The following is a 20,070-nucleotide window of genomic DNA, read 5'->3' as shown; positions in this document are numbered from 1 at the left end:
GTACGGCTCGTCGCAGAACGGCGGGCCCTGTGCCACAACAGGTCCGAAGAACCGTTCTGCCGAGGAGACGAAGCGGTATGACCGCGCAGATCGACCCGCAACGGCTTGAGCTGGTCGCGGCGCAGGCCGACAAGTGGCGAAACCGCCTGATCGACGTCAGCCACAACAACACGATGGTCGTCTTCAAGAACACGAAGACGGGCAGCCTTGACCTGACGAACGCCGAGCCGGACGCCCTCGCCACTGTGACCGGCGGCAGCAAGCTCACGTTGCGGGCGCTGTTCCCCGAACCCGAGCGCCACCGGGCCGCCTGCACCAGCGCCCAGAGCCTGGCCCGCCGGATCCTGCTGTTCGAGGAAGAGCAGGGCGTGGAGGTCGGCCGGATCGCGATGGGCTTCGTGGTCACGGATCCCCAGCAGCACAAGGGGGCCAAGCCCGTGCCGACGCTGCGCGCGCCGCTGTTGTTGCGGCCGATGACGCTGAAGCCACGCACCTCGGCGGAGAGCGACTTCACCGTGGAGCCGGGTGAGGACGTCGAGATCAATCCGGTGCTGCTGTACGTCCTCGACGAGCACTACGGCATCACCATCCCGGAGAACTTCGCGGCGCACGTGGAGAACGTGCTCACCTCGGGTGCCGGGCACGCGGAGCAGGTCGAAGCCGTGTTCGGCGAGCTCGCCGCCGTGGCCGCCGCGCAGAACGTGAAGCTCACGCTGCAGAACGACGTCGTGCTCGGCACGTTCAACTACGTCAAGCTCCCCATGGTCGAGGATCTCGCGAACGCCACCGAGCTGCTGGCGAGCCACGACCTCGTCGCCGCGATCGCCGGTTACCAGCCGGCGGCGGCCGAGCTCGCCGGCGAGGCGTCCGGGTTCGCGCCACAGTCCGTGGACCAGCTCCAGCCCGCCGACGAGTTCCTGGTGCAGGACGCGGACTCGTCGCAGCACCGGGCGATCATGACCGCGCTGGCCGGGCAGCACCTGTTCATCGAAGGCCCGCCTGGCACCGGCAAGAGCCAGACGATCGCCAACATCATCGCCGGGGCGGCAGCGATCGGGAAGAAGGTGCTGTTCGTCGCCGAGAAGCGCGCGGCGATCGAGGCGGTGCTCAACCGCCTGGCCGACGTGCAGCTCGGCGGCCTCGTCCTCGACCTGCACCAGCAGAAGATCAGCAAGCGCGACGTCGCCAAGCAGCTTTCGGACAGCCTCGAAGCCGTCACGAAGCAGCCGCCGGTCGACGCCGAGCCACTGCACGGCCGCCTTTCCGGCGCGCGACAGCGGTTGCTGGACCAGTCGCGCGAACTCCACGCGGTGCGCGAGCCGTGGGGGCTGAGCGCGTACGAGGTCCGCGACCGGCTGCTGTCGCTTCCACCCGGAGACCGGCTGCCCGGCGCGTTTCGCGGCGCTCAGCTGCAGGCCCTGAACGCCACCGTGGTCCGGAAGCTCGAACAGGAGCTGCGCGACTTCGTCGAGCTGGGTGGCCCGCGCCTGGTGCGCAGGGAAACCCCGTGGTGCAACGCCGAAGTCCGGACGACGGACGACGCTCGGCGGGTGCTGGCCGAGCTCGACCAGCTGGCTGACAAGACGCTCAAGCGCGGCCAGGACGGCATGCACGCGCTGCTGAGCCAGACCGGGCTCATGCCGCCACGTGACATCGCGGGCTGGCAGGACGTGCTGGAGCTGCTGGACCAGGTTTCGTCAAGCGTGCACGCCTTCGGTCCGGACATCTTCGGCACCCACCTCGACGCGTTCTGCTACGCGACGGCCGATCGCGCCACCCGTGCCCGCTACCCGCAGCAGCTGCCGTGGAAGCAGCGGCGTGCGCTCGTCAAGCAGATCCGCGCCATGTCCACGCAGCACGTCACGAAGAAGCCCGAGCTGCACGCGCAGCTCATGCGCATCGCCGGGCAACGCGACCAGTGGCAGGCTCTCGGCGGCCGGCACACGCAGCCCGCGCATGTCACGGGCCTGGACCAGATGATGAAGGACTACGCCGAGCTGCGTCGTCAGCTCGCCGCGGTGGCGCTCTCGGCCCGGCGACCGGACTTGGAGAACGGGCCGGCGCCGCAGATCGAGCAGCGCCTGGGTGAGCTGCGCGCCGACCAGGACACGTTGTTCAGGATGCCGACGTTGATCGCCCTGCAGGACCGGTTCCGACAGCTCGGGCTGGGTCCCCTCGTGGAGGAGATCGCGGCCCGGAAGCTGGACGCCGACGGCGCTTGGGCCGCATTCACCCGCATCTGGTTGGCTTCCATCGAAGACGAGCTCAAGCTGACCGTGCCGGAGCTCGCGCAGTTCGTCGTCGAGCGGCAGACGCGCGCGGCCGAGGAGTTCCGCACCCAGGACGTCGAACACCGCGTGACCTCCGCCGCGCGGGTGCGCCGGGCGGTGGCCCGCCAGGTCAAGGAGGCGAAGGAGCAGCACCCGGAGCAGGCGAGTGTGCTGAAGAAGCAGGCGAGCCTGAAGACCCGGCACATGCCGACCCGCAAGCTGGTGGAGCAGGCGTCGGACGTGTTGCTCGCGCTGCGGCCGTGCTGGGCGATGTCGCCGCTGGTGGTGAGCCGGATGTTGCCGGCCGCGAGGCTGTTCGACCTGGTCGTGTTCGACGAGGCGAGCCAGATCCGCCCGCACGACGCCATCACGTCGATCATGCGCGGCCACCGCCTGGTGGTCGCCGGCGACGAGAAGCAGCTACCGCCGTCTGCGTTCTTCGACCGCGCCGTGACCGACGATGAAGAGGATGAGGACTTCACGGGCGAGCTCTCGGACTTCGAATCCATCCTGACGGCGTTGCGGCCGGTGGTGCCCAACACCGAGATGCTGAGCTGGCACTACCGCAGTGCCGATGAGCGGCTGATCGCGTTCTCCAACCGGGAGATCTACCGCAACGGCCTGGTCACTTTCCCCGGTGCTCACCAGGAAAGCCCGGTGACGCTGGAGGTCGTGCACGGCGAAGCGTCGCCGGGGCAGAACGGCTCCGCGCCGGCCGAGGTCGCCCGCGTTGTCGAGCTGGTGCTGGAGCACGCACGGCTCCGACCCGACGAGAGCCTCGGCGTGATCACGCCCGGCATGAAGCACCAGGCGCGGGTCGAGCGGGCGCTGCGCGAAGCCCGGCGGGACCACCCTGAACTGGAGGAATTCTTCTCCGGCGAGGTCGAGCTCGGCCGGCGGTTCTTCGTGAAGAACCTGGAAAACGTACAGGGCGACGAGCGCGACGCGATCATCCTCAGCGTGGGCGTGGCCCGCGACGCCGCGGGTAAGATCAACTACACGGCGTTCGGCATCCTCAACCAGCAGGGCAGCGAGCGACGGTTGAATGTCGCAGTCACCCGTGCGAAGCGGCGGATGACGGTGGTGGCGTCGTTCACCGCCGCCGATCTGCGGCCGTCCGAACGCGTGACCGGCACGGAGTTGTTGCGCCGCTACCTCGACTTCGCCGAGCGGCGGGGCTCGATCGACGTGGTCGGCCGGCACGTCGCCGGCGAGCTGAACGGCTTCGAGCGAGCCATCGACGTCGCACTGAAGGGCCGCGGCGTGCCTGTGCACGCGCAGTGGGGTTTCTCCGACTACCGGATCGACTTCGCGCTCGCGCATCGCGACGATCCAGGCCGCATGGTGCTCGCCGTCGAGGCCGACGGGCACAAGTACCACAGCTCGCACAGCGCTCGGGACCGCGACCGGCTTCGGCAGACGCACCTCGAGACGCTCGGCTGGCGGTTTCACCGGCTGTGGTCGTCGGCGTGGTTCGCGGACCCCGTCGGGGAAACGGACCGGATCGTGGCGGCGTGGGAGAAGGCGATGGCCGACGCTGATGCCGAGCCCGCGGTTGTGGAGCAGATCGTCCCGGCGGCGCCGGTTGTCGCCGCGGTTCCGGTGGCGCGGGGACCGAGGCCTGATGTGCCCGCTGGGTTGAAGATCCAGGAGTACACCGAACGGCAGCTCATCGGGATCTGCCGCTGGCTGATGAGCGACGGGCTCCTGCTCGATCGCGACGACCGGCTTCAGCAGGTGATGACCGAGCTCGGTTTCCGCCGACGTGGCTCCCTCATCGTCGAGCGCTTGAGCCGGGCGATCGAGATCGCCCAGCAGCTCGCCGACAAGGAGGAGAACTGATGTTCCCGCTGGACTCCAAGACCGTCGAACGGCTCGCCGAGGTGGTCGTGGACATGGGCGGCCCGTACGAACGCAAGGGTTACCAGCTCACCGAGCTGCTGGCTGCCGCGGGCTGGGCCGATCCGCCGGAGTACGACGGCTCGCCGCGCATCCCGTGGCTGACCGAGCAACTCGAGGAGCGTCGGGAGAACCGCGCGGACGTCGAGCGGTTCCTCTGCCGCGTGTGCGACCCGATCGAGTACGACGAGGGTGCGGTGATCGCGGACGAGTTCCGCGCGATGGTCAACGAGAAGCTGGCGCCGGAGGGCCTGGTCGTGACGGTGGTGTCCGGCCGTCCCGTGGTCGGGCGCCTGGGCTCCGACGGGAAGCAGCCGACGTTCTCCGAGCCCGCCGACTTCCGCAGCCGGCTGGAGAAGCTGCTGGCCGATCCGGTAACCATCGACATGCTCATGGGTCGGCTGGAGGAGACCCGGATCTGCGAGAGCGGTGGGGCTTACACGATGGCGGTGATCGGGATCGGGAGCATCGTCGAGGGGCTGTTGCTGCAGTTGCTGTTGGAGCGTGATGAGGAGCTGCGGGAGAAGGGGTTCCCGAACCCTCGTGATCCGGGTCGGCGTAACAAACCGGATCGAGTCACGCTGCAGCAGATGATCGACATTGCCCACGGCAAGGACTGGATTCAACTCGACGCGACGAAGTTTGTGCACACCGTCCGCGATTTTCGGAACTTCGTGCACCCGCGTAAGGAATTGGCGGAGCAGCCGCGGTTCGATCAGGACAGCGTCATGTTGTGCTGGGCGCCGGTGCACGCTTTGCTCAATGATCTTGAGGAAAACGTTCCGGCGATTTGATGAGATAGCGATAGCGGCCGGCGGGATTCTTCCCCGCCGGCCGCGTTTCGTCGTTGCTAGTCTTCGCAGGCTACGCCGTCGTGATCGCGATCCAGCGCGGACCGGTAACCGGGCTCACCGGCGTGCAGCGGTGCGGCGCCAGCGGCTTTGGCCGCGGTGCAGTTCTTGTAGTAGACCGACGAAGTGTCCGGCTCCTGAACGGGTGGCGGCTCTTCGTGCGTTTGCGGCGGCGCCGGAGCTTCCTTCTTCTTGGTAACCGGAGGCGCCGGCGGGGCGGGAGCCTGAGGCGTCGGGCCGTCGATTGCACCCTTGCACGGCGCCGCCCACAGGCCCCTGGCCGCCTGGCGGGCCGTCGTTTCTGCAGCTTGCAGGGCTGTTGACGTCGCGTCGACGGCGAACTTGGCGAAGCCGTTCTGTAGCGCGGTCGTCGCGTAGTCGGTGCCGTCCGCGAGGGCGAGCGCGACGCCGGTGGTCGTGTCCGTGGTGAGCTTGACCGCGGCACCGGCGAGCTTGCTGGTCGCCCAGGCCAGCGTTTCCGTTGCGTAGCAGTTGCTCCCGGTCGCCACGGTGACGCCGAGGACGTGCACGGTCCGGTGGGTGCCGTCGCTGCCCGCGAGTTCGACGGTGGCACCGTCCACGACGTTGTCCACGGTGTACGTGACGGGTGGCGGTGCCGAAGTGGTGGTGGGGGCGGCGGGCGTGGTCGTGGTGGGGGCCGCGGGTGCGGCGACGGGCTGCGTCGGCGTTTCGGGGGCCTTGCCGAAAATGGCACCCAGGACGAACAGAACAACGAAAACGCCGAGCGTGACCATCAGCCACTTCGGAAAACGCTTCCGGGGGCGCGCGGCGGGCGCCGGGGTGGGATGCATTCGGGAATTCCTCGATCCTGGCTGCGATGTGCTGACTGGTTCTCGTCGGAAACCCGTCGGCGTTACGCCCATGACGCGCAACTGACCATCATCACCTGAACAGCCCCGAGTTGATATCACGAAATCGTCACGGATTCGGGAATTCGGGAAAAGGCTGTCACGATCAACTGCGCGTGAGCGATCCTCCGCGGAACCCTCTCAGAAGAAAGTGCGGACTCGGTGGCCGACTTGATCGAATTCCTGCCGCTCACTCGCAGTGGACGGCTGTCCGGTCGCGGGGTCGACTTCACGGCGATCGACGTGAAGAGCACCGGCCTGCGTTCGGGTCGGATCGTTGAGCTGGGAGCGGTGCGAGTGCGGGGTGACGGCGCCGTGCTGGGAGAACTGGCGACGTTGATCGACCCCGGCCGGTCGCTACCGGCGAGTTGGAGCGGTCCGCACCGGATCACCGCCGGAGACCTGGTCGGCGCGCCGTCGTTCGCGGACGTCCTCGGGCCGTTGCTGGACCTGTGCCGTGGCGCGGTGGTGGTGGCGCACGACTTGCCGCTGGTCCAAGGGTTTCTCGCCGAAGAGGTGGCCCGCGTGGGCGTGCGGCTGCCTGCGCTCCCGGGCGTCTCGACGGCGATCGCGGCGCAGGAGGCGCTGCGGCTGCCGAACTATCGGCTGGCCACGATCGCGCGGGCGCTCGGTATCCGTGACTTCCCGCCGCACCTAGCGTCGGCGTCGGCTCGCGCGTGCGCCCAGGTGGTGACGGCGCTCGTCGGCACGCACGGGCTGCGGTTCGCCGCGCCGCCGCGGTATCCCGAGCTCCCGCGCTACGCCCCCGGCGGGCGCATCCTCCGCCGCCCTGACGTCGAGGTGGCCGAGCGCGGCTGGATGTCCGGCGTCGTCGACCGGGTCGTGACCTCGCCGTCGACTGCCGACTCCGCCGGCGCGGCGTACCTGGACTTGCTGGCCGAGGCCGTCGCCGACGAGTACCTGTCCGGCGAAGAAGTCTGGGCGCTCGCCGGGCTGGCCGCCGAAGCGGGCCTGCCGGAGCCTGACGTCCGGCACCTCCACGCCGAGTTCGTCTCTGCGCTGCGCGCCGTCGCGGAGGCCGACGGCGTGGTGACCGCTGACGAGGACCGCGCCCTTCGTCAGGTCGCCGCGGCGCTCGATGTTCCCAACGTCGTCGCCGACCTTCGCCCGACCACCACCGACCGCAAAGCCACGCGCGTGCTGGTACTCGGCACTACCGCTGAGGCCGACCAGCTCCGCGCCCGCGTCCTCGACGAGGGCGTGCAACTCGCCAAGAAGCTCACGGCCACCGTCACCCACCTCGCGTACGACGCGAGCGTCCCGCCGACGGAACCCCGCCTGACCCGAGCGGCGGACCTGGGTGCCGATGTCGTCGACGTCGCCACGGCTCCGGTGGCCCTTGGCTTCGACCTGCCCCCTGCGTCGCCGTCTCCTACTTACGAGCTGCCGGCGCCGCCTCCTGCGCGGTACGAGCCGGTTCCGGACTGGCCTGTCGAGGAAGCCACGGCCGCCGCACCGCCGCAGCCGACTCAGCAGTTCGCGCCGGTTCCAGCACACTCCGCGCCGAAGTCTGCCGGACGCCTGCCCGCCGTCGTCGGCGGCCGCGCAATGATGGCCGTCGGCTTGCTGCTCATGCTCATCACCGTGATCAGCCTGTTCGGCGGCCTCGCCCTGGGCGGCGGGTTCTTCTTCGGCGTGCTCGGCGTTGGCCTTCTTGTGGGTGGCTGGTACGTCAGCGAAACCGGCCGAGCCCCTGCGGCGGGCTGATCAGCGCTGCACGGGTGGGAAGCGGGTCTCGTTGCGGTCGACCTTGGCGTTGCCCACTTCGAGGAGGTCGATGTCCAGGGAGTCGGCCAGTTGGATCAGGTAGAGGAGGACGTCGGCGATTTCGTCGCGGACGTTGGTGGTCAGGGTGGGGTCGGAGCGGTATTCGCGGGCTTCTTCGGGCGTGAGCCACTGGAAGAGGGAGATGAGTTCGCCGACTTCGCCGGAGAGGGCCATGACGAGGTTCTTCGGGTGGTGGAACGGTTCCCAGTCGCGGGCGGCGGCGAAGTCGCGGAGGCGTTGGGTGAGCGCGTCGAGAGTCACGGGAGATTGCGTACCACGGCGGTCACGGTGGGCTAACGGCCGTATGGCGGACTTTCGTTGACCGTCGCTCGGCGGTTTCCCTAGCGTGGTTGGCCGGGTCGGGGAAAAGCGGAAGGAAGGGCCGTGGAGTACCTGCGCAGGCGCGTGGTCCTGATCGCGTTCGTGCCCGGTGCGGCGCTGGTGCTGGTGGCGTTGGTGATCGGGATTTTCCTGGTGCAGCAAGCGAATCACGTGCGCGGGCTGGCGGACGAGACGGCGCGGGCGTCGAACGACGTGACGCGGACCGTGGTCGGGCTGCAGGAGCGGCGGGGCCACGCGCTGCTCGCGGGCGACCGGCTGGCTGAGTACACCGGTTATACGCAGCGTATCGACGACGCCATCGCCGGCCTGCGCGAGCTCACCCGGGCGGCGCCGGACGCGGAGACGGCCTACCAGCAGAACACGGCCGTGGACCTGCTGGTGGCGACGGAAGGCTTGTACCGCGCGGATTCCCTCGCGCTGGCGGGCCTCGACGGGACCACTCGGCGGCTCTTCACGGACGCGGTGGGCGGATACCGGACGACACTGTCGAGCGCCGCGGGCCGGCTCACGCAGAGTGGCCGGGTCCGGTACGAAGCGCTCGTTCGCGGCGAGGACTGGAGCACGCTGACGGCGGTCGAAAACGCCTTCGCGGACGCGGCGCCGCTGCCGGTCGCCGCCCCGACGTGGCGGGCGGCTACGGCCGTCGCGGGGCGTGGGCTGGGGGAGCTCTTCGCGCAGCAGAACAACTTCGCGGTGCAGATGACGGTTGATCACGCTCACCGCACCCTCGGGGGCGCCCTCGCCGGCGGCGTCGCGATCGTCGTCTTCGCCGGCGTGGTGATGGCGGTGGCGATCCGGCTCGCCGACCGCCTCACGGACCCGCGGCGGCTGGCTCGAATGGATGTATCGCCGCGGTCGCCCGGGCCGGAGCAGGGGTCCGGAACGGACCTGCGGCAACGCTCAGCACCGCGCCACCGGGCCGGGACTGCACGCAGCGGTTCGGCGACCCGCTGAGCTCGAGGAGTCCTCCAAAGACCGGTGACCACAACCCCAACCGGCCATAACCACAGGTCACCCCGGGTGTGTGGGTGGGACGGAAAGAGCACGCAGTTGGCCCACACGCGCGGCGAACGGCATGGGGCAGACTGGTGCGCGTGAGTGCTCCCCCGGATCTGCGGCCCTACCTGCGTACGTTGGACGCGGAAACGCTGGTGGACCTGCTGTACGCCCAGGCGCGGCGTGACCCTGAGTTACGGCATTCGCTGGAATTGCGGTGCGCCACTCAATCGGGTGAGGTGGCGGAGGCGCATCGGTTGTTGGACACCGCCGTGCAGGATGGCAACGTCGAGTACACGGCCAAGGTGGGTGCGGTGCTGGACACGCTGGAGCGGTTGCTCGATGCGGGCAGCCCGGCGGATCTGGCGCCGCTCGCGCGCCGGACGGTGGACGACATCGGCGAGGTGCTGGAGCAGTCCGGGGATCCGTCCGGGGACCTCGGGGACAAGCTGGACTTCGCGGTCGAGCTGTATGCGCGGGCGTGTGTCGCGCGGCCGCCCGATCCGGAGCAGCTGGCGGAATGGCTGCTGGAAGTGGAGTTCGACGGGCCGGGACGGCCGACGATCGCGCTGGCGGATTTTGCCGAGGCGTTGGGGGAAAAGGGGCTTGAGCGGGTCAAGTCCACTGTGGACGAGATCCTGACGGCCGGGCCGACGGGGTATCGCCGGGACGTCGCGGAGCGGCTGCTGGAGGAGCTCGCCGAGGTCCGCGGAGATGTGGACGCGCTGGTCGCGATCCTGTCCGCCAAGCCGCCGCGGGTGGATGTGAGCCTGAAGATCGTGCGGGTGCTGCGGGCGGCCGGGCGGCACAGCGAGGCCATCGCGCACGCGGCCCGTGCGCTCACGCCGCACAAGACCCAAGCCCCGAGGCCCGAGGCCGAAGACGAGACGGTCGCCTTGCGGCGCAAGGAGTTCGACGAGGCGCCGGGCAACGTCACGTACACGGCGTTGCGCGAGGCGGCCGTCGAAGCGGGCGTGTGGTCGGTGCAGCGCGTCGCGGCGCTTGCGCGGCTGAGGGAGCGCGCGGCCGACAGCGAAGAAGGCGCCGAAGAGCTCGCGCGGGCGCTGCTCGCCGAGGATCGGCCCGACGAGGCGTGGCGCGCGTGCGTGCGGTTCGGTGGGTCGCTGGCGTTGCGCGTGGAGCTGGCGGCGACGCGCGAGGTCGCGCACCCGGCCGAGACGATCCCGGTCTACCGCAGCCAGATCGAGCAGCTCATCGAACAGAAGGACCCGCAGGCCTACCGCGAAGCGGCGAAGCACCTGAAGAAGCTGCGCACGCTGCACAAACGCGCCGGCACGGCGGAAGAGTTCATCGGGTACCTGGCCGACCTGGTGAGTGTTCACCGGCGCAAGACGCGGCTGATCGCGGAAGTGCGCGCGGCGCGGATCGCGTTGCCGAAACCGCGTAACCTTCCGGCGTCCGGCTCGTTGACCAGCTGAAACACCTCGCACGTAGCTCTTTTCCGCGACGTCGCGGTGGTCCCTCTTCGCAGCCGGCTCCCTGGCCGGCGGCGGATACCGCGCCCGGGGCCACCGCGGCCGCGCGTCCCGCGGATTCACGCGCGCACCAGCGATGCAACGATGTTCCGCATGAGTCCGGTGAGCCGCGCCCGCAAGAAGACCCCCCAGCCCGCCACGCCGAGCGTGAACGGCCTGTTCAAGGACGTCCTCCGGGACTTCTCCACCGTCGCGGTGGAGCCCGGTCCGTTCGACGTCGAGCTCCTCGCCTCCGAGGTGCTCGGGCAGTGGTGGGACCTCACGATCGAGGGCGAGCCCGAGGGCGGCGAGCAGCTGGGCCTGGAGCTCATCGCGTTCGCGCAGCGCAAGATCACGCCCGGCGCCGCAGCGCTGCTGGCCGCGCTGAAGGTGCTGGCCGAGACAGACGAGGAGCGTACGGCCGCCGCCGACGCCCTCGCCGTCGTGCTCTCGCGCGGCATCCCCGAGCCCGAGTGGGCCGGTGAGGTCGGCCGCGTCACGGTCGGTGAGATCTGGCGGACCGGCGACGTCTACGGCGACGAGTCCTCGCTGCTCTGCACGTTCTCCCGCGGCGACGCGACGCTCGGCCTGCTGGCGCTGCTCGACTTCACCGAGCTCGGCCGCGTCCGCGACCTCGTGGTGATCGACGAGCCGCACGAGGTCCTCGCGGAGATGCGCACGCAGATCGCGGACGACGGTGAGCTCGTGGTCCTCGAGAAGGTCGACCCGGCCGACGCGCACCGCCTGCTGCTCGACGGCATCGCCGCGACGGATGGCATGGACGAGCCCGACGTCGGTGAGGACTACACGCGGTTCCACGCGGTGGCGATGGCGTGGTTACGGGCGTTGCCGGAGCCGTCGGCTGCTCGTGGGGTGGAGGAATGGCCGGATTCGCGACGCGACGCGGTGGTGGACGAGTTCCTCGGGGAGGTGTCGTTCGCGGACGTCGAGGCGGCGCGGTCGGTGGCGCGGCTGCTGGTGGACCACGCGTGCCGGACGGAGCCAGCGGATCCGTTGCGGGTCGGACCGGAGAAGCTGGCGCGGTTCCTGGAGTCGTTGCTGGGTGGGGACTACGAGGTCGAGGACGAGGATCTCGTGCCGCCGGTGGTGTTGGCGTGGGCTTCGTGGGCGGCGGCGCGGAATGGGTTGTCGGAGGTTGCTTCGGCTGCTCTCGTGGAGGACGTGAAGGAGTACCTGGCGGAGTATTTGTCCGATGAAGATGAATCCGAAGAGGATGAGGTTTCGGATTATCTGGATGGGACGGAGTCCGCTGAAGAGGTTTTGGGGGTTGTGGAGCGGCGACGGTTCGCGGTGCCGGAGTTGTCCACGGTGATCGGGGATGAGGAGTTGACGGATTTGGATCCGTCGGATCCGGAGCAGCGGCGGATGCTGGTTATCGGTGGGCATCCGGAGTATCACGAATCGCTGGCCAATGATGAGTTCGATGGCGCGGATGGGTTGAGGCTGGCGTTGGAGACGTCGGTGGTGGATCAGCTTTGGGACGACTCGCCGGAAGAGGTTTGGGTGGCGGCTCAGAAGCTGATCGAGAAGGGGTTGACGAGGGAAGAGGTTTTGGGGGAGTTGGTGGCTGTGCTGGAGGGGCAGCTGGAAGAGGCTGAGGATGATGAGGATCGGTTGGATTATGATTTGGAAGGGTATCGGGAGGCGTTGACTGCGGTGGAGTGATCGCAGGCGGCTCGATCCGCTGGCGCGGATCATTGCGCTGGGAATAGCGGAGCGGCACCCCGATTTTTTAGTGTCACTACGGTCTGGACTATTTGTCAAGGCGGGAAAGCGTGCCTTGACAAATAGTCCAGACCGCGTGGAAGGCGGGGATCGAGGTGCAGGGGTGGGTCTGGGTGCACTGGTGAGTGTGTGAACTGGTGCGGTTGTGTGGGTGGCTAAAAAACAAAAAAGAAAGCCCCGGCCGGTGTGGCTGGGGCTTTGTCGTTTATGCCGTTGGGGTTTGGCCTGGGACTGCGGGGACGGCGGCGGCTGCGGTGGCGGCCTTGCGGCGGCGTTCGCGCATGGCTTCGTCCAGGTCGACCAGGAAGGTGCTGGCGGCCATGGCGACGAAGAGGGCCAGTCCGAGTACTGCGCCGACCCACGTGAGGACGATTGAGAACACCGGGGGCCTCCTTCCCAGGTCAGATGCGAATTTCCCTTCTGTTCAGGGTCGCTTTCACGACGCTCGCCCGGTATCGGCCAACTGGTTACGAAGCCGCCCTCCGAACTGGCCGATCGGCCGAGGTCGGAGGGCGGAGGGTGAGGAAGTGGGGCTGGAGAGGGCTATGTGGGTGACAGAGCGGTCGAACGACGCCGTCAGAGCTTGCGCAGGCGCACGCGGTTGATGGAGTGGTCGGCGTCCTTGCGCAGCACGAGGGTGGCGCGCGGGCGGGTCGGTTTGATGTTCTCCATGAGGTTCGGTTCGTTGATGGTGCTCCACAGGTGGCGCGCTTCCTCGCGGGCTTCGTCGTCGTCCAGGCCGGCGAAGTGGTGGAAGTGCGAAGCCGGGTCGGAGAAGGCGGTGTGGCGGAGCTTCAGGAAGCGCTCGACGTACCAGCGTTCGATGTCGTCGGTGTGCGCGTCGACGTAGATGGAGAAGTCGAAGAGGTCCGAGACGGTCAGGCGGGGGCCGGGCTGCAGGACGTTCAGGCCCTCGATGATGAGGATGTCCGGGCGCTCCACGACCTGTTCCTGGCCGGGCAGGATGTCGTACGCGAGGTGCGAGTACACGGGCGCGGATACGCGTTCGGCGCCGGACTTCACCTCGGTGACGAAGCGCAGCAGGGCGCGCCGGTCGTAGCTCTCCGGGAAGCCCTTGCGGTGCATGATGCCGCGGCGGGTGAGCTCGTCGCGGGAGTACAGGAACCCGTCGGTGGTCACGAGGTCCACGCGCGGGTGGTCGGGCCAGCGGGCGAGCAGCGTGCGCAGGATGCGGGCCGTGGTCGACTTGCCGACCGCGACGCTGCCGGCGACGCCGATCACGTACGGCACCTTCGTGCTCACGCACTCTTCGCCGAGGAACGTGGTCGTGGCCTCGTACAGCTGTTGCCGCGCTTTGACCTGCAGGTTGATGAGCCTCGACAGCGGCAGGTAGACGTCGGCCACCTCGGCCAGGTCGATCTGCTCGCCGAGACCCCGCAGCCGGACCAGCTCATCGGCGGTGAGGGGCAGTGGGGTCGAGCTGCGCAGCTCCCGCCACTGTTCCCGGTGAAGCTCGACGTAGGGACTGAGTTCACGGACCCGTGGCATCGCACACTCCTCGGCCGTCGCCTGCGCTGGCTCCGTACTGGGCACTACCTTGCGAGTAACGCTCCATCAACGGTAGGGCCTACCGCGCGTGAACGCGCTGTGATGTGCTGCACGCGGTCTGAACCGTTGCCCAGCGCGATCACCGAGGGTTACGGCGGCGGCCGAAAACTTCCTCCCACGCCGCGGTCACCTGGCGCGCGCACGTGGCCGGGTCGACGCCGCCGACGCCGGTGCCCAAGCCGGGCATCGCGATGGTGTCCACGACCTCGCGCACCGGCCCTTCCTCGAGCATCCCGTGCTGCCACTGCAGGAACACCGCGCGCGCCGCGAGGTACGGGTGCACGGTGTCCGCGGGCAGCCGTTCGCCGGGCTCGCGCATGGTCGGCGCGCTGATCAACCACGCCGGCTCGGCCTCGCCCGTGGGCACGATCACGGCCTCGCCGATGGGCAGCTCTCCGCCGTACGAAGCCAAGACCGCGCTGCGCACGCTCTGCTCCACACCCGGGAACGCGCGCGCGTAGACGGCGTCGATCCCGCCGCGCATCCAGCCGTAGGAGTTGGCGGGGCTCACCACGGCCTGGGCGACGACGTCCAGCACCGAACCACGGTGCACCCGGACCGCGGCGGCCTCGGTTTCGAGGCGGCCGAGGGCGTGGGTCCACGCGGCGGCGAGCGGTTCATCGACGGCGCACAACACGAGTTCCGGCGTCCGGGACGAAACCGGCGGGCCGATGTCCTCGCGCCCGGTGTGTGTGCCCGATTCGGCGGTCACGGTTCAAGCATGGCAAAAAAAGCCACCCGGCGTAACCGGTTGGCGTACCGGCTGTCCGAGTGAAAACCGACACGTGTGTTGTAAGTAGCCTGGCGGTCGTGTTGCGGATCGCGTATTTCGGCCCTCAGGGCACGTTCACCGAACAGGCCGCCCGTGCGCTCGCGCCGGGCGAGGACCTGACCCCCTACGAGACCGTCCGGCTGGCGCTCACGGCCGTGCGCGAAGGCGCGGCCGACGCGGCGTGCGTACCGATCGAGAACTCCGTGGAGGGCGTCGTGCCGACGACGCTCGACGGCCTCAGCGACGGAGACCCCCTGGTCGCCGTCGCGGAGACCATCTTGCCCATCCACTTCAGCGTCCTGACGCGTCCTGGCGGCGGCGAGATCCGCACCGTCGCGAGCCACCCGCACGCGCTCGCGCAGGTGCGGGAGTGGCTCGAGGCGAACCTGCCCGGCGCGACCGTGGTGGCGTCCTCGTCCACGGCGTCGGCCGCCGTCGGCGTGGTCGAGGGCACCTACGACGCCGCCGTGTCCGCCCCGGTCGCCATCGAGCACTACGCGCTGGAGGAGCTGGCCACGGGCGTCGCCGACGTGCCCGACGCGCAGACGCGCTTCCTGCTGGTCCGCCGCCCCGGTGAACTGCCCGAGCCGACGGGCGCCGACCGCACGTCGATCGTCGCGGCGGCGGTGAACCGCACCGGGACGCTGGCCGAGCTGCTCGCCGAGCTCGCGAGCCGCGGCATCAACCTCACGCGCCTCGACGCCCGCCCGACCCGCAACAACTTCGGCGAGTACCGCTTCTTCATCGACTTCGAGGGCCACGTCGCCGAGCCGCGGATCGTTTCCGCGATGGCCGCGCTGCGCCGCCGCTGCCACCTGCGGTTCCTCGGCTCGCACCCGCGGGCCGACGACGTCGCCGCCACGGTCGAGCCCGGCGCGGGCAACCAGGACTTCGTCGACGCCCAAGCCTGGGTCGACGCCGTGTTGAAGGGAGAAGGTGCGTGAGACTGTTCCTCGTCCGCCACGGCCAGACCGACGGCAACGTGAGGGGCGCGCTCGACACCGCGCTGCCCGGCCCGCCGCTCACCGAGCTGGGGCACGAGCAGGCGAAGGCGCTCGCGGGCCGGCTCGCCGCGGAGCCGATCGTGGCCGTGTACGCGTCGCAGGCCACGCGCGCGCAGCAGACGGCCGCGCCGCTGGCCGAGGTGCTCGGCCTCGAGGTGCAGGTGATCGAGGGCGTGAAGGAGGTGGACGCGGGCGACCTCGAAGGCGCCACCGACGCCGAGTCGATCCGGACCTACCTCGAGACGGCCAAGCGCTGGACCGAGGGCGACCTCGACGCCGCCATCCCCGGCGGCGAGTCGGGCGCCCAGGTGCGGGCCCGCATGGTCGGCGCCGCTGACGACCTGCGAGCGAAGCACGAACAGACCGACCCGGACGGCATCGTCGTCCTGGTCAGCCACGGTGGCGCGATCCGGCTCGGCGCGGAGTTCCTGGCGCCGAACGTCCCCGCCGACCTGGCGAGCAGCGCGTTGATCCCGAACACGGGCGTTGTCGAGCTGGAGGCCCAGCCTGACGGCTGGCGCTGCCTGACGTGGGTCGATACGCCCCTATAGCAACCACGAGGCGAGATCGCGCCGATCTCTTCCCTCACGATGTGTCTGGCCCCCCGGGCCGGGCACATTGGGAGGGAAGAGGTTGGCTTGAGGCGATCTCGCGCGCCTAGGCGGAGCCTAGGCAGAAAACACAGGCCAGCCTTCCTGGCGGTAGGCGCTGTCCCAGAACATCCACTCGTACTCACACGCCCGGGTGAAAGCGGCGAGCATTTTTTCGCGCGTCGCCTCGCCCGCGGCGTCGGCGGCGCGGTCGAGGGCGTCGCGGCCCGTGCGGACGGTCGCTTCGAACTCGTCGCCCGCGTACGTGTCGATCCACGGCCGGTACGGATTGTCGGTTTCGGGCGACTGTCGCGCGAGGATCCCGGCGCCCACGCTCTGGTACACCCAGAAGCACGGCAGCAGCGCCGCGAGGAGCTCGCCGTAGCTGCCCGTGTGGGCCGTGGCCAGCAGGAACGACGAGTACGCGACACACGTCGGCGACGTCTCGATGTCGGCCAGATCGGTCTCCGAGAGCCGGAACCACTTGAAGTAGCTCTCGTGCATCTCGCGCTCGATCACGATGGCGTCACGCGCGGCTCCGGCGAGGAAGGCGACGTCGTCGACCTCCGGTGCCTTGGCCGCCGCGGCCGCCAGCGCGCGGCCGAAGCCGACGAGGTAACGCGCGTCCTGGACCAGGTAGAACTGGAATCGCTCGCGCGACAAAGTGCCGGTCGCGAGCTCTTCGTTGAACGGGTGGACCGACATGGCGTGTTGTAGTTTCACCGTGTGTTGCCATGCCTGGTGAGAAAAGCCCGTCATGATCGCCTTCCGTCTGGTGAAGAGTTCACGATGCCGGCGCAACCCGGTGCGGAGGTCGCACGTCCACTGAACGGTGGTTACCCAGCACGGGGAGGCAAGTGAAATGGTAAGCACGACAAAACCACGGATTCCCTTGGTCTTTCTTGCTGCGTTGGGCGCGTCCGGCGCCCTGCTGTTGTCGGCTTGTGGTAGCGGAACCACGCCGACCGCGAGCAACACGCCGAGTTCCGACACCTCGGCCAGCACGTCCGACACGTCACCGGCGCCCACGGCCAGCTCGTCCGAGTCCTCTTCGGACAGCACGCCGGCGTCCGGCCGACCGGTGGACAACGGCCTGTGCAAGGCCGGCGACGTCACGCTCTCCCTCGGCCAGGGCGACGCGGGCGCGGGCTCGGTCTACCGGCCGATCCTGATCAAGAACTCCAGCGGCAAGTCCTGCACGATCCAGGGCTTCCCCGGCGTCTCCTACGTGACCGGCGACGACGGGCACCAGGTCGGCCTGTCCGCTTTCCGCGAGGGAACGAAGGGTGACGCGATCAAGCTGCAGCCTGGTCAGTCGGCGGCCGCGGACGTGCAGTTCGCGCAGGTCGCGAACTTCGACCCGGCGGTGTGCAAGCCGACGGCGGTGAAGGGCCTGCGGGTGTACCTGCCGCAGGAGACGGCGTCGAAGTTCCTGCCCGACCCGGGGACGGGGTGTGCCGGGGACAAGCTGCCCGGCAACCAGCTCGCGGTGAAGACGGTGCGGCGGGCCTGAGTTCCTAGCCTCTCGCGCAGAGTTGCTGGATGCGGATGATGTCGTCCTGTCCGGATCGGCTGTCGAAGCGGCCGGACAGGACCATTCCGTTGACGCCGGCGAGGCTTTGGGCCAGGGGCTGGTACTGGCCGTCGAAGGCGGCTGCGGCCTGGGCGAGTTCGTAGGCCGCGGTGATGCGGTGGGCGGAGTCGTCGGACAGGCGGGTGAAGGCGGCGGGGTCGTAGCCGCTGGTCGTGTCGGGGAGGTGGCCGGCGCGGGCGAAGGCGTCGCAGGCGGCTGCTGCGTCGACGTTGGCGCCGCCGCGTTGGCCGGAGAGGCCCCAGAGGAGGCCGGTGATCAGGATTCCGATGGTGAATCCTGCGGTGGCGGCCAGGACTAGGGGTCTTCGGGAGTTTCCGGGTGGTGCCGGGGTGTCCTGGGGGTCGGCGGTCTCGGCTTTGTCGACTTGGGGAGTCCGGCGGTCGTCGTCCGGCAGGGGTGGGGTGTCGAGTGCGGTCATTCACGTCCTCCCGCCGGCCGGGTGATGTGCTATTTCAGCACCAAAATCGTCGGTGGGCACTGCTCTCGATGGAGTAGTTCGGGGGTTGAAGCTGATTCGTCATCTGGGGTGGGTGGCGGGTGCTGGTGGGTTGCTGTCGGGTTGGTGTCGGCTCGGCGCGCGGAGCGCACCATTGCCGGGGGTGGGGGTGGCGGGAACCCCGATTTTTGATTGTCACGACGGTAGGGATCGGCTTGTCAAGGCGGGAAAGCGTGCCTTGACAAGCCGATCCCTACCGTGTTGTGGGAAAAGAATCGGGGGGCTGGGTGGGGGAAGGGTTCGGGGAGGTGTGTGTGGGGGGGTTGGGTTGGGGTGCCGGGTGGCGGGTGAGTGGGGGCAAGGGCCGCGTGGGGTGAGTGGTGCGCTCGGTTTGGGTAGGCGGCCGGGGGTGAGTGGGGCAAGGAGCGCCCCAATGTGGCGTTGGGTGCGTTGAGCGCAACGAATGCCGCGTTGGGTGCGGGGGTCAGCCCCAGCCGAGTTCGTGGAGGCGGTCGTCGTCCAGGCCGAAGTAGTGGCCCAGTTCGTGCATGACGGTGATGAGGACCTGGTCGACGACCTCGGCCTCGGTGGAGCACATCCACAGGATGGGGCGGCGGTAGATGGAGATGCGGTCGGGCAGGACGCCGGCGTAGTTCGTGGTGCGGCGGGTGAGGGCGACGCCGTGGTAGAGGCCCAGGATGGTGGGGGACTCGTCGTTGAACTCCTCGACCAGGACGACCACGTTGTCCACCGCCTCGGCGAACTGGGGTGGGACCTGGTCCAGGGCCTCGGACACGAGCTCCTCGAAGCGCGCGCGGGTCATTTCGACCGGCATGTCAGCGGGACCCGGTGCTGGTGGGTGGGGCGCTGCTCTGGCCGCCGCCGTTGTCGGAGGGTGGGCCGGCGGCGTCGGGCTGGCCGGCGTTGTCCTTGACGCTGCCGGTGACGGCGACGAAGCCGCTGTTGTCGCCGAGGGGGGCGGCGACCTTGCAGTTGACCTTGGTGGAGCCGGCGTCCCAGCTTTCCTGCTCGCGCAGGTCCCAGCCGAGGATGAGTTTCTTGGCGCTGAGGTCGGCCTTGCCGGTGTAGTCGTCGGCGGCCTTGTGGCATTCGGTGTCGAGCCACTTGTCCTGCTTGTCCTGGTCCGGGTAGCCGTCCTTGAACTGGGTGGCCAGGTCGAGCGTCGCGATGATCTCGTACGAGTGGGGGCGGCTGCAGTCGATCGGGTCGCCCACGCCCTTGCCCACGAGAGCGAGGCAGGTGCCGGGCGCCCAGACCGCCGACTGGTCCTGCGTCTTCGCCGGGCCGGTGGTGGGCTGCAGGGCGCCGCCGGGGCCGGCCCACTGCAGGCCGCAGCGGAGCTGGCGGTCGCCGTCGGCCCACTGGTCGGCGCTGGGGCGCAGCAGGTTCGTGGTGAGCTTGCCGTACGGGTCGAGCGGGTGCCCGAGGTACGGCGTCACGTCGGCGTTGCACTTCGTCTGCGCGATCTGCTGCCACTGGTCGAGGTTCGGGAACGGCGCCTCGGCGTTGTACTGCGCGCCGACGTCTGCCAGGCCCGTCACCTCGAACAGGTGCGACTGGGTGCAGGGGACCTTGCGCACGTCGGACGCGTCCGGTGCGCTCCAGGTCAGGCAGCTGCCCGGCGGCGACTGGAACGCCTCCTGGGCCGCGGCCGACAGCTTGCCTTCACCGCCACCGGCGCCACCCGCGAAGGAGTCCGTCCACGAGAACGCGACGGACAGCCCCAGTGCGATCACGGCACCCAGGAACACCCCGGCCATCACCACGCGGGTGGTCAGGGTCTGCAGTGGCGAGTGGAACCGCTCGGCGTCGGGAGACATCGATACCCATGATGCCCGCGCCGCACGA

18 protein-coding genes are annotated in these 20,070 nt (G+C 69.4%); 9 read left to right on the top strand and 9 right to left on the bottom strand.

Annotated elements, in window-relative coordinates:
* Positions 1 to 77 precede the first annotated feature (77 nt).
* Together ACFY1H_RS00705 and ACFY1H_RS00700 are read left to right on the top strand one after the other, a co-directional pair.
* Positions 78 to 4,112: an AAA domain-containing protein gene (locus ACFY1H_RS00705; protein WP_386943665.1), complete on the top strand. Its 4,035-nt coding sequence runs from the start codon at positions 78 to 80 to the stop codon at positions 4,110 to 4,112.
* Complete coding sequence (locus ACFY1H_RS00700; RefSeq protein WP_386943663.1) at positions 4,112 to 4,963, top strand: hypothetical protein; 852 nt, start codon at positions 4,112 to 4,114, stop codon at positions 4,961 to 4,963. The genes ACFY1H_RS00705 and ACFY1H_RS00700 overlap by 1 nt, the downstream gene beginning before the upstream one ends.
* A gap of 56 nt (positions 4,964 to 5,019) precedes the next feature.
* Here ACFY1H_RS00700 and ACFY1H_RS00695 read toward each other — a convergent pair whose 3' ends face one another.
* A complete protein-coding gene (locus ACFY1H_RS00695) occupies positions 5,020 to 5,832 on the bottom strand; it encodes a thermonuclease family protein (protein ID WP_386943662.1) in 813 nt (270 codons plus the stop codon).
* Positions 5,833 to 6,051: 219 nt separating this feature from the next.
* Between ACFY1H_RS00695 and ACFY1H_RS00690 the strand changes: the two genes are divergently transcribed.
* Positions 6,052 to 7,617: an exonuclease domain-containing protein gene (locus ACFY1H_RS00690; RefSeq protein WP_386943660.1), complete on the top strand. Its 1,566-nt coding sequence runs from the start codon at positions 6,052 to 6,054 to the stop codon at positions 7,615 to 7,617.
* Here the strand turns inward: ACFY1H_RS00690 and ACFY1H_RS00685 are convergent, their stop codons facing one another.
* The gene (locus tag ACFY1H_RS00685) at positions 7,618 to 7,938 is read right to left on the bottom strand and encodes a nucleotide pyrophosphohydrolase (RefSeq protein WP_386943658.1); all 321 of its coding nucleotides are present in this window, start codon (positions 7,936 to 7,938) and stop codon (positions 7,618 to 7,620) included.
* 123 nt (positions 7,939 to 8,061) lie between these two features.
* On the opposite strand from ACFY1H_RS00685, the gene ACFY1H_RS00680 reads away from it, so the two are divergent.
* The 3 genes from ACFY1H_RS00680 to ACFY1H_RS00670 all read left to right on the top strand — a co-directional run bounded on the left by ACFY1H_RS00680 (position 8,062) and on the right by ACFY1H_RS00670 (position 12,176).
* Positions 8,062 to 8,973 (top strand): nitrate- and nitrite sensing domain-containing protein, encoded by a 912-nt coding sequence (locus tag ACFY1H_RS00680; RefSeq protein WP_386943656.1) that lies wholly within the window; start codon positions 8,062 to 8,064, stop codon positions 8,971 to 8,973.
* Between the two features lie 140 nt (positions 8,974 to 9,113).
* Positions 9,114 to 10,454: a hypothetical protein gene (locus ACFY1H_RS00675; RefSeq protein ID WP_386943654.1), complete on the top strand. Its 1,341-nt coding sequence runs from the start codon at positions 9,114 to 9,116 to the stop codon at positions 10,452 to 10,454.
* 150 nt (positions 10,455 to 10,604) lie between these two features.
* Entirely contained in the window at positions 10,605 to 12,176 is a 1,572-nt protein-coding gene (locus ACFY1H_RS00670) for a hypothetical protein (protein WP_386943652.1), read from the top strand.
* 265 nt (positions 12,177 to 12,441) lie between these two features.
* Here the strand turns inward: ACFY1H_RS00670 and ACFY1H_RS00665 are convergent, their stop codons facing one another.
* From ACFY1H_RS00665 to ACFY1H_RS00655, 3 genes are all read right to left on the bottom strand, one after another.
* Entirely contained in the window at positions 12,442 to 12,618 is a 177-nt protein-coding gene (locus tag ACFY1H_RS00665) for a hypothetical protein (RefSeq protein WP_386943651.1), read from the bottom strand.
* 194 nt (positions 12,619 to 12,812) lie between these two features.
* The gene (coaA, locus tag ACFY1H_RS00660) at positions 12,813 to 13,745 is read right to left on the bottom strand and encodes a type I pantothenate kinase (protein WP_366577128.1); all 933 of its coding nucleotides are present in this window, start codon (positions 13,743 to 13,745) and stop codon (positions 12,813 to 12,815) included.
* Between the two features lie 139 nt (positions 13,746 to 13,884).
* On the bottom strand, positions 13,885 to 14,517 hold the full coding sequence (locus ACFY1H_RS00655) for a macro domain-containing protein (protein ID WP_366577130.1): 633 nt from the start codon (positions 14,515 to 14,517) through the stop codon (positions 13,885 to 13,887).
* A 98-nt stretch (positions 14,518 to 14,615) separates the two neighbouring features.
* On the opposite strand from ACFY1H_RS00655, the gene pheA reads away from it, so the two are divergent.
* Both pheA and ACFY1H_RS00645 read left to right on the top strand, forming a co-directional pair.
* A complete protein-coding gene (pheA, locus tag ACFY1H_RS00650; RefSeq protein ID WP_366577131.1) occupies positions 14,616 to 15,521 on the top strand; it encodes a prephenate dehydratase in 906 nt (301 codons plus the stop codon).
* Positions 15,518 to 16,132, top strand: a complete 615-nt coding sequence (locus tag ACFY1H_RS00645; protein ID WP_386943647.1) for a histidine phosphatase family protein — start codon at positions 15,518 to 15,520, stop codon at positions 16,130 to 16,132. Before pheA ends, ACFY1H_RS00645 begins: the two co-directional genes overlap by 4 nt.
* Positions 16,133 to 16,249: 117 nt before the next feature.
* Here ACFY1H_RS00645 and tenA read toward each other — a convergent pair whose 3' ends face one another.
* Entirely contained in the window at positions 16,250 to 16,876 is a 627-nt protein-coding gene (gene tenA / locus ACFY1H_RS00640; RefSeq protein ID WP_386943645.1) for a thiaminase II, read from the bottom strand.
* Positions 16,877 to 17,033: 157 nt separating this feature from the next.
* Between tenA and ACFY1H_RS00635 the strand changes: the two genes are divergently transcribed.
* Complete coding sequence (locus ACFY1H_RS00635) at positions 17,034 to 17,684, top strand: DUF4232 domain-containing protein (RefSeq protein ID WP_386943644.1); 651 nt, start codon at positions 17,034 to 17,036, stop codon at positions 17,682 to 17,684.
* Between the two features lie 4 nt (positions 17,685 to 17,688).
* Here the strand turns inward: ACFY1H_RS00635 and ACFY1H_RS00630 are convergent, their stop codons facing one another.
* The 3 genes from ACFY1H_RS00630 to ACFY1H_RS00620 form a co-directional block, all read right to left on the bottom strand.
* Complete coding sequence (locus tag ACFY1H_RS00630; protein WP_366577139.1) at positions 17,689 to 18,183, bottom strand: hypothetical protein; 495 nt, start codon at positions 18,181 to 18,183, stop codon at positions 17,689 to 17,691.
* Positions 18,184 to 18,685: 502 nt separating this feature from the next.
* Positions 18,686 to 19,036 (bottom strand): metallopeptidase family protein, encoded by a 351-nt coding sequence (locus tag ACFY1H_RS00625; protein ID WP_366577141.1) that lies wholly within the window; start codon positions 19,034 to 19,036, stop codon positions 18,686 to 18,688.
* Position 19,037: 1 nt separating this feature from the next.
* Positions 19,038 to 20,042, bottom strand: a complete 1,005-nt coding sequence (locus tag ACFY1H_RS00620; RefSeq protein WP_366577143.1) for a septum formation family protein — start codon at positions 20,040 to 20,042, stop codon at positions 19,038 to 19,040.
* Between the last annotated feature and the right edge of the window lie 28 nt (positions 20,043 to 20,070).

The sequence above is a fragment of the Amycolatopsis sp. NPDC001319 genome, from assembly GCF_042896185.1.
In the GTDB taxonomy this organism is placed as follows: Bacteria; Actinomycetota; Actinomycetes; order Mycobacteriales; family Pseudonocardiaceae; genus Amycolatopsis.
The sequence above is the reverse complement of the archived record's forward strand: the minus strand, read 5'-3'. Positions and strand labels throughout refer to the sequence as shown.

Bases quoted from the DNA above. Each gene is read 5' to 3' on its own strand.
- ACFY1H_RS00705 (WP_386943665.1), top strand. From the start codon at position 78: ATGACCGCGCAGATCGACCCGCAACGGCTTGAGCTGGTCGCGGCGCAG.
- ACFY1H_RS00700 (WP_386943663.1), top strand. From the start codon at position 4,112: ATGTTCCCGCTGGACTCCAAGACCGTCGAACGGCTCGCCGAGGTGGTC.
- ACFY1H_RS00695 (WP_386943662.1), bottom strand. From the start codon at position 5,832: ATGCATCCCACCCCGGCGCCCGCCGCGCGCCCCCGGAAGCGTTTTCCG.
- ACFY1H_RS00670 (WP_386943652.1), top strand. From the start codon at position 10,605: ATGAGTCCGGTGAGCCGCGCCCGCAAGAAGACCCCCCAGCCCGCCACG.
- coaA (WP_366577128.1), bottom strand. From the start codon at position 13,745: ATGCCACGGGTCCGTGAACTCAGTCCCTACGTCGAGCTTCACCGGGAA.
- tenA (WP_386943645.1), bottom strand. From the start codon at position 16,876: ATGTCGGTCCACCCGTTCAACGAAGAGCTCGCGACCGGCACTTTGTCG.
- ACFY1H_RS00635 (WP_386943644.1), top strand. From the start codon at position 17,034: ATGGTAAGCACGACAAAACCACGGATTCCCTTGGTCTTTCTTGCTGCG.
- ACFY1H_RS00630 (WP_366577139.1), bottom strand. From the start codon at position 18,183: ATGACCGCACTCGACACCCCACCCCTGCCGGACGACGACCGCCGGACT.
- ACFY1H_RS00625 (WP_366577141.1), bottom strand. From the start codon at position 19,036: ATGCCGGTCGAAATGACCCGCGCGCGCTTCGAGGAGCTCGTGTCCGAG.
- ACFY1H_RS00620 (WP_366577143.1), bottom strand. From the start codon at position 20,042: ATGTCTCCCGACGCCGAGCGGTTCCACTCGCCACTGCAGACCCTGACC.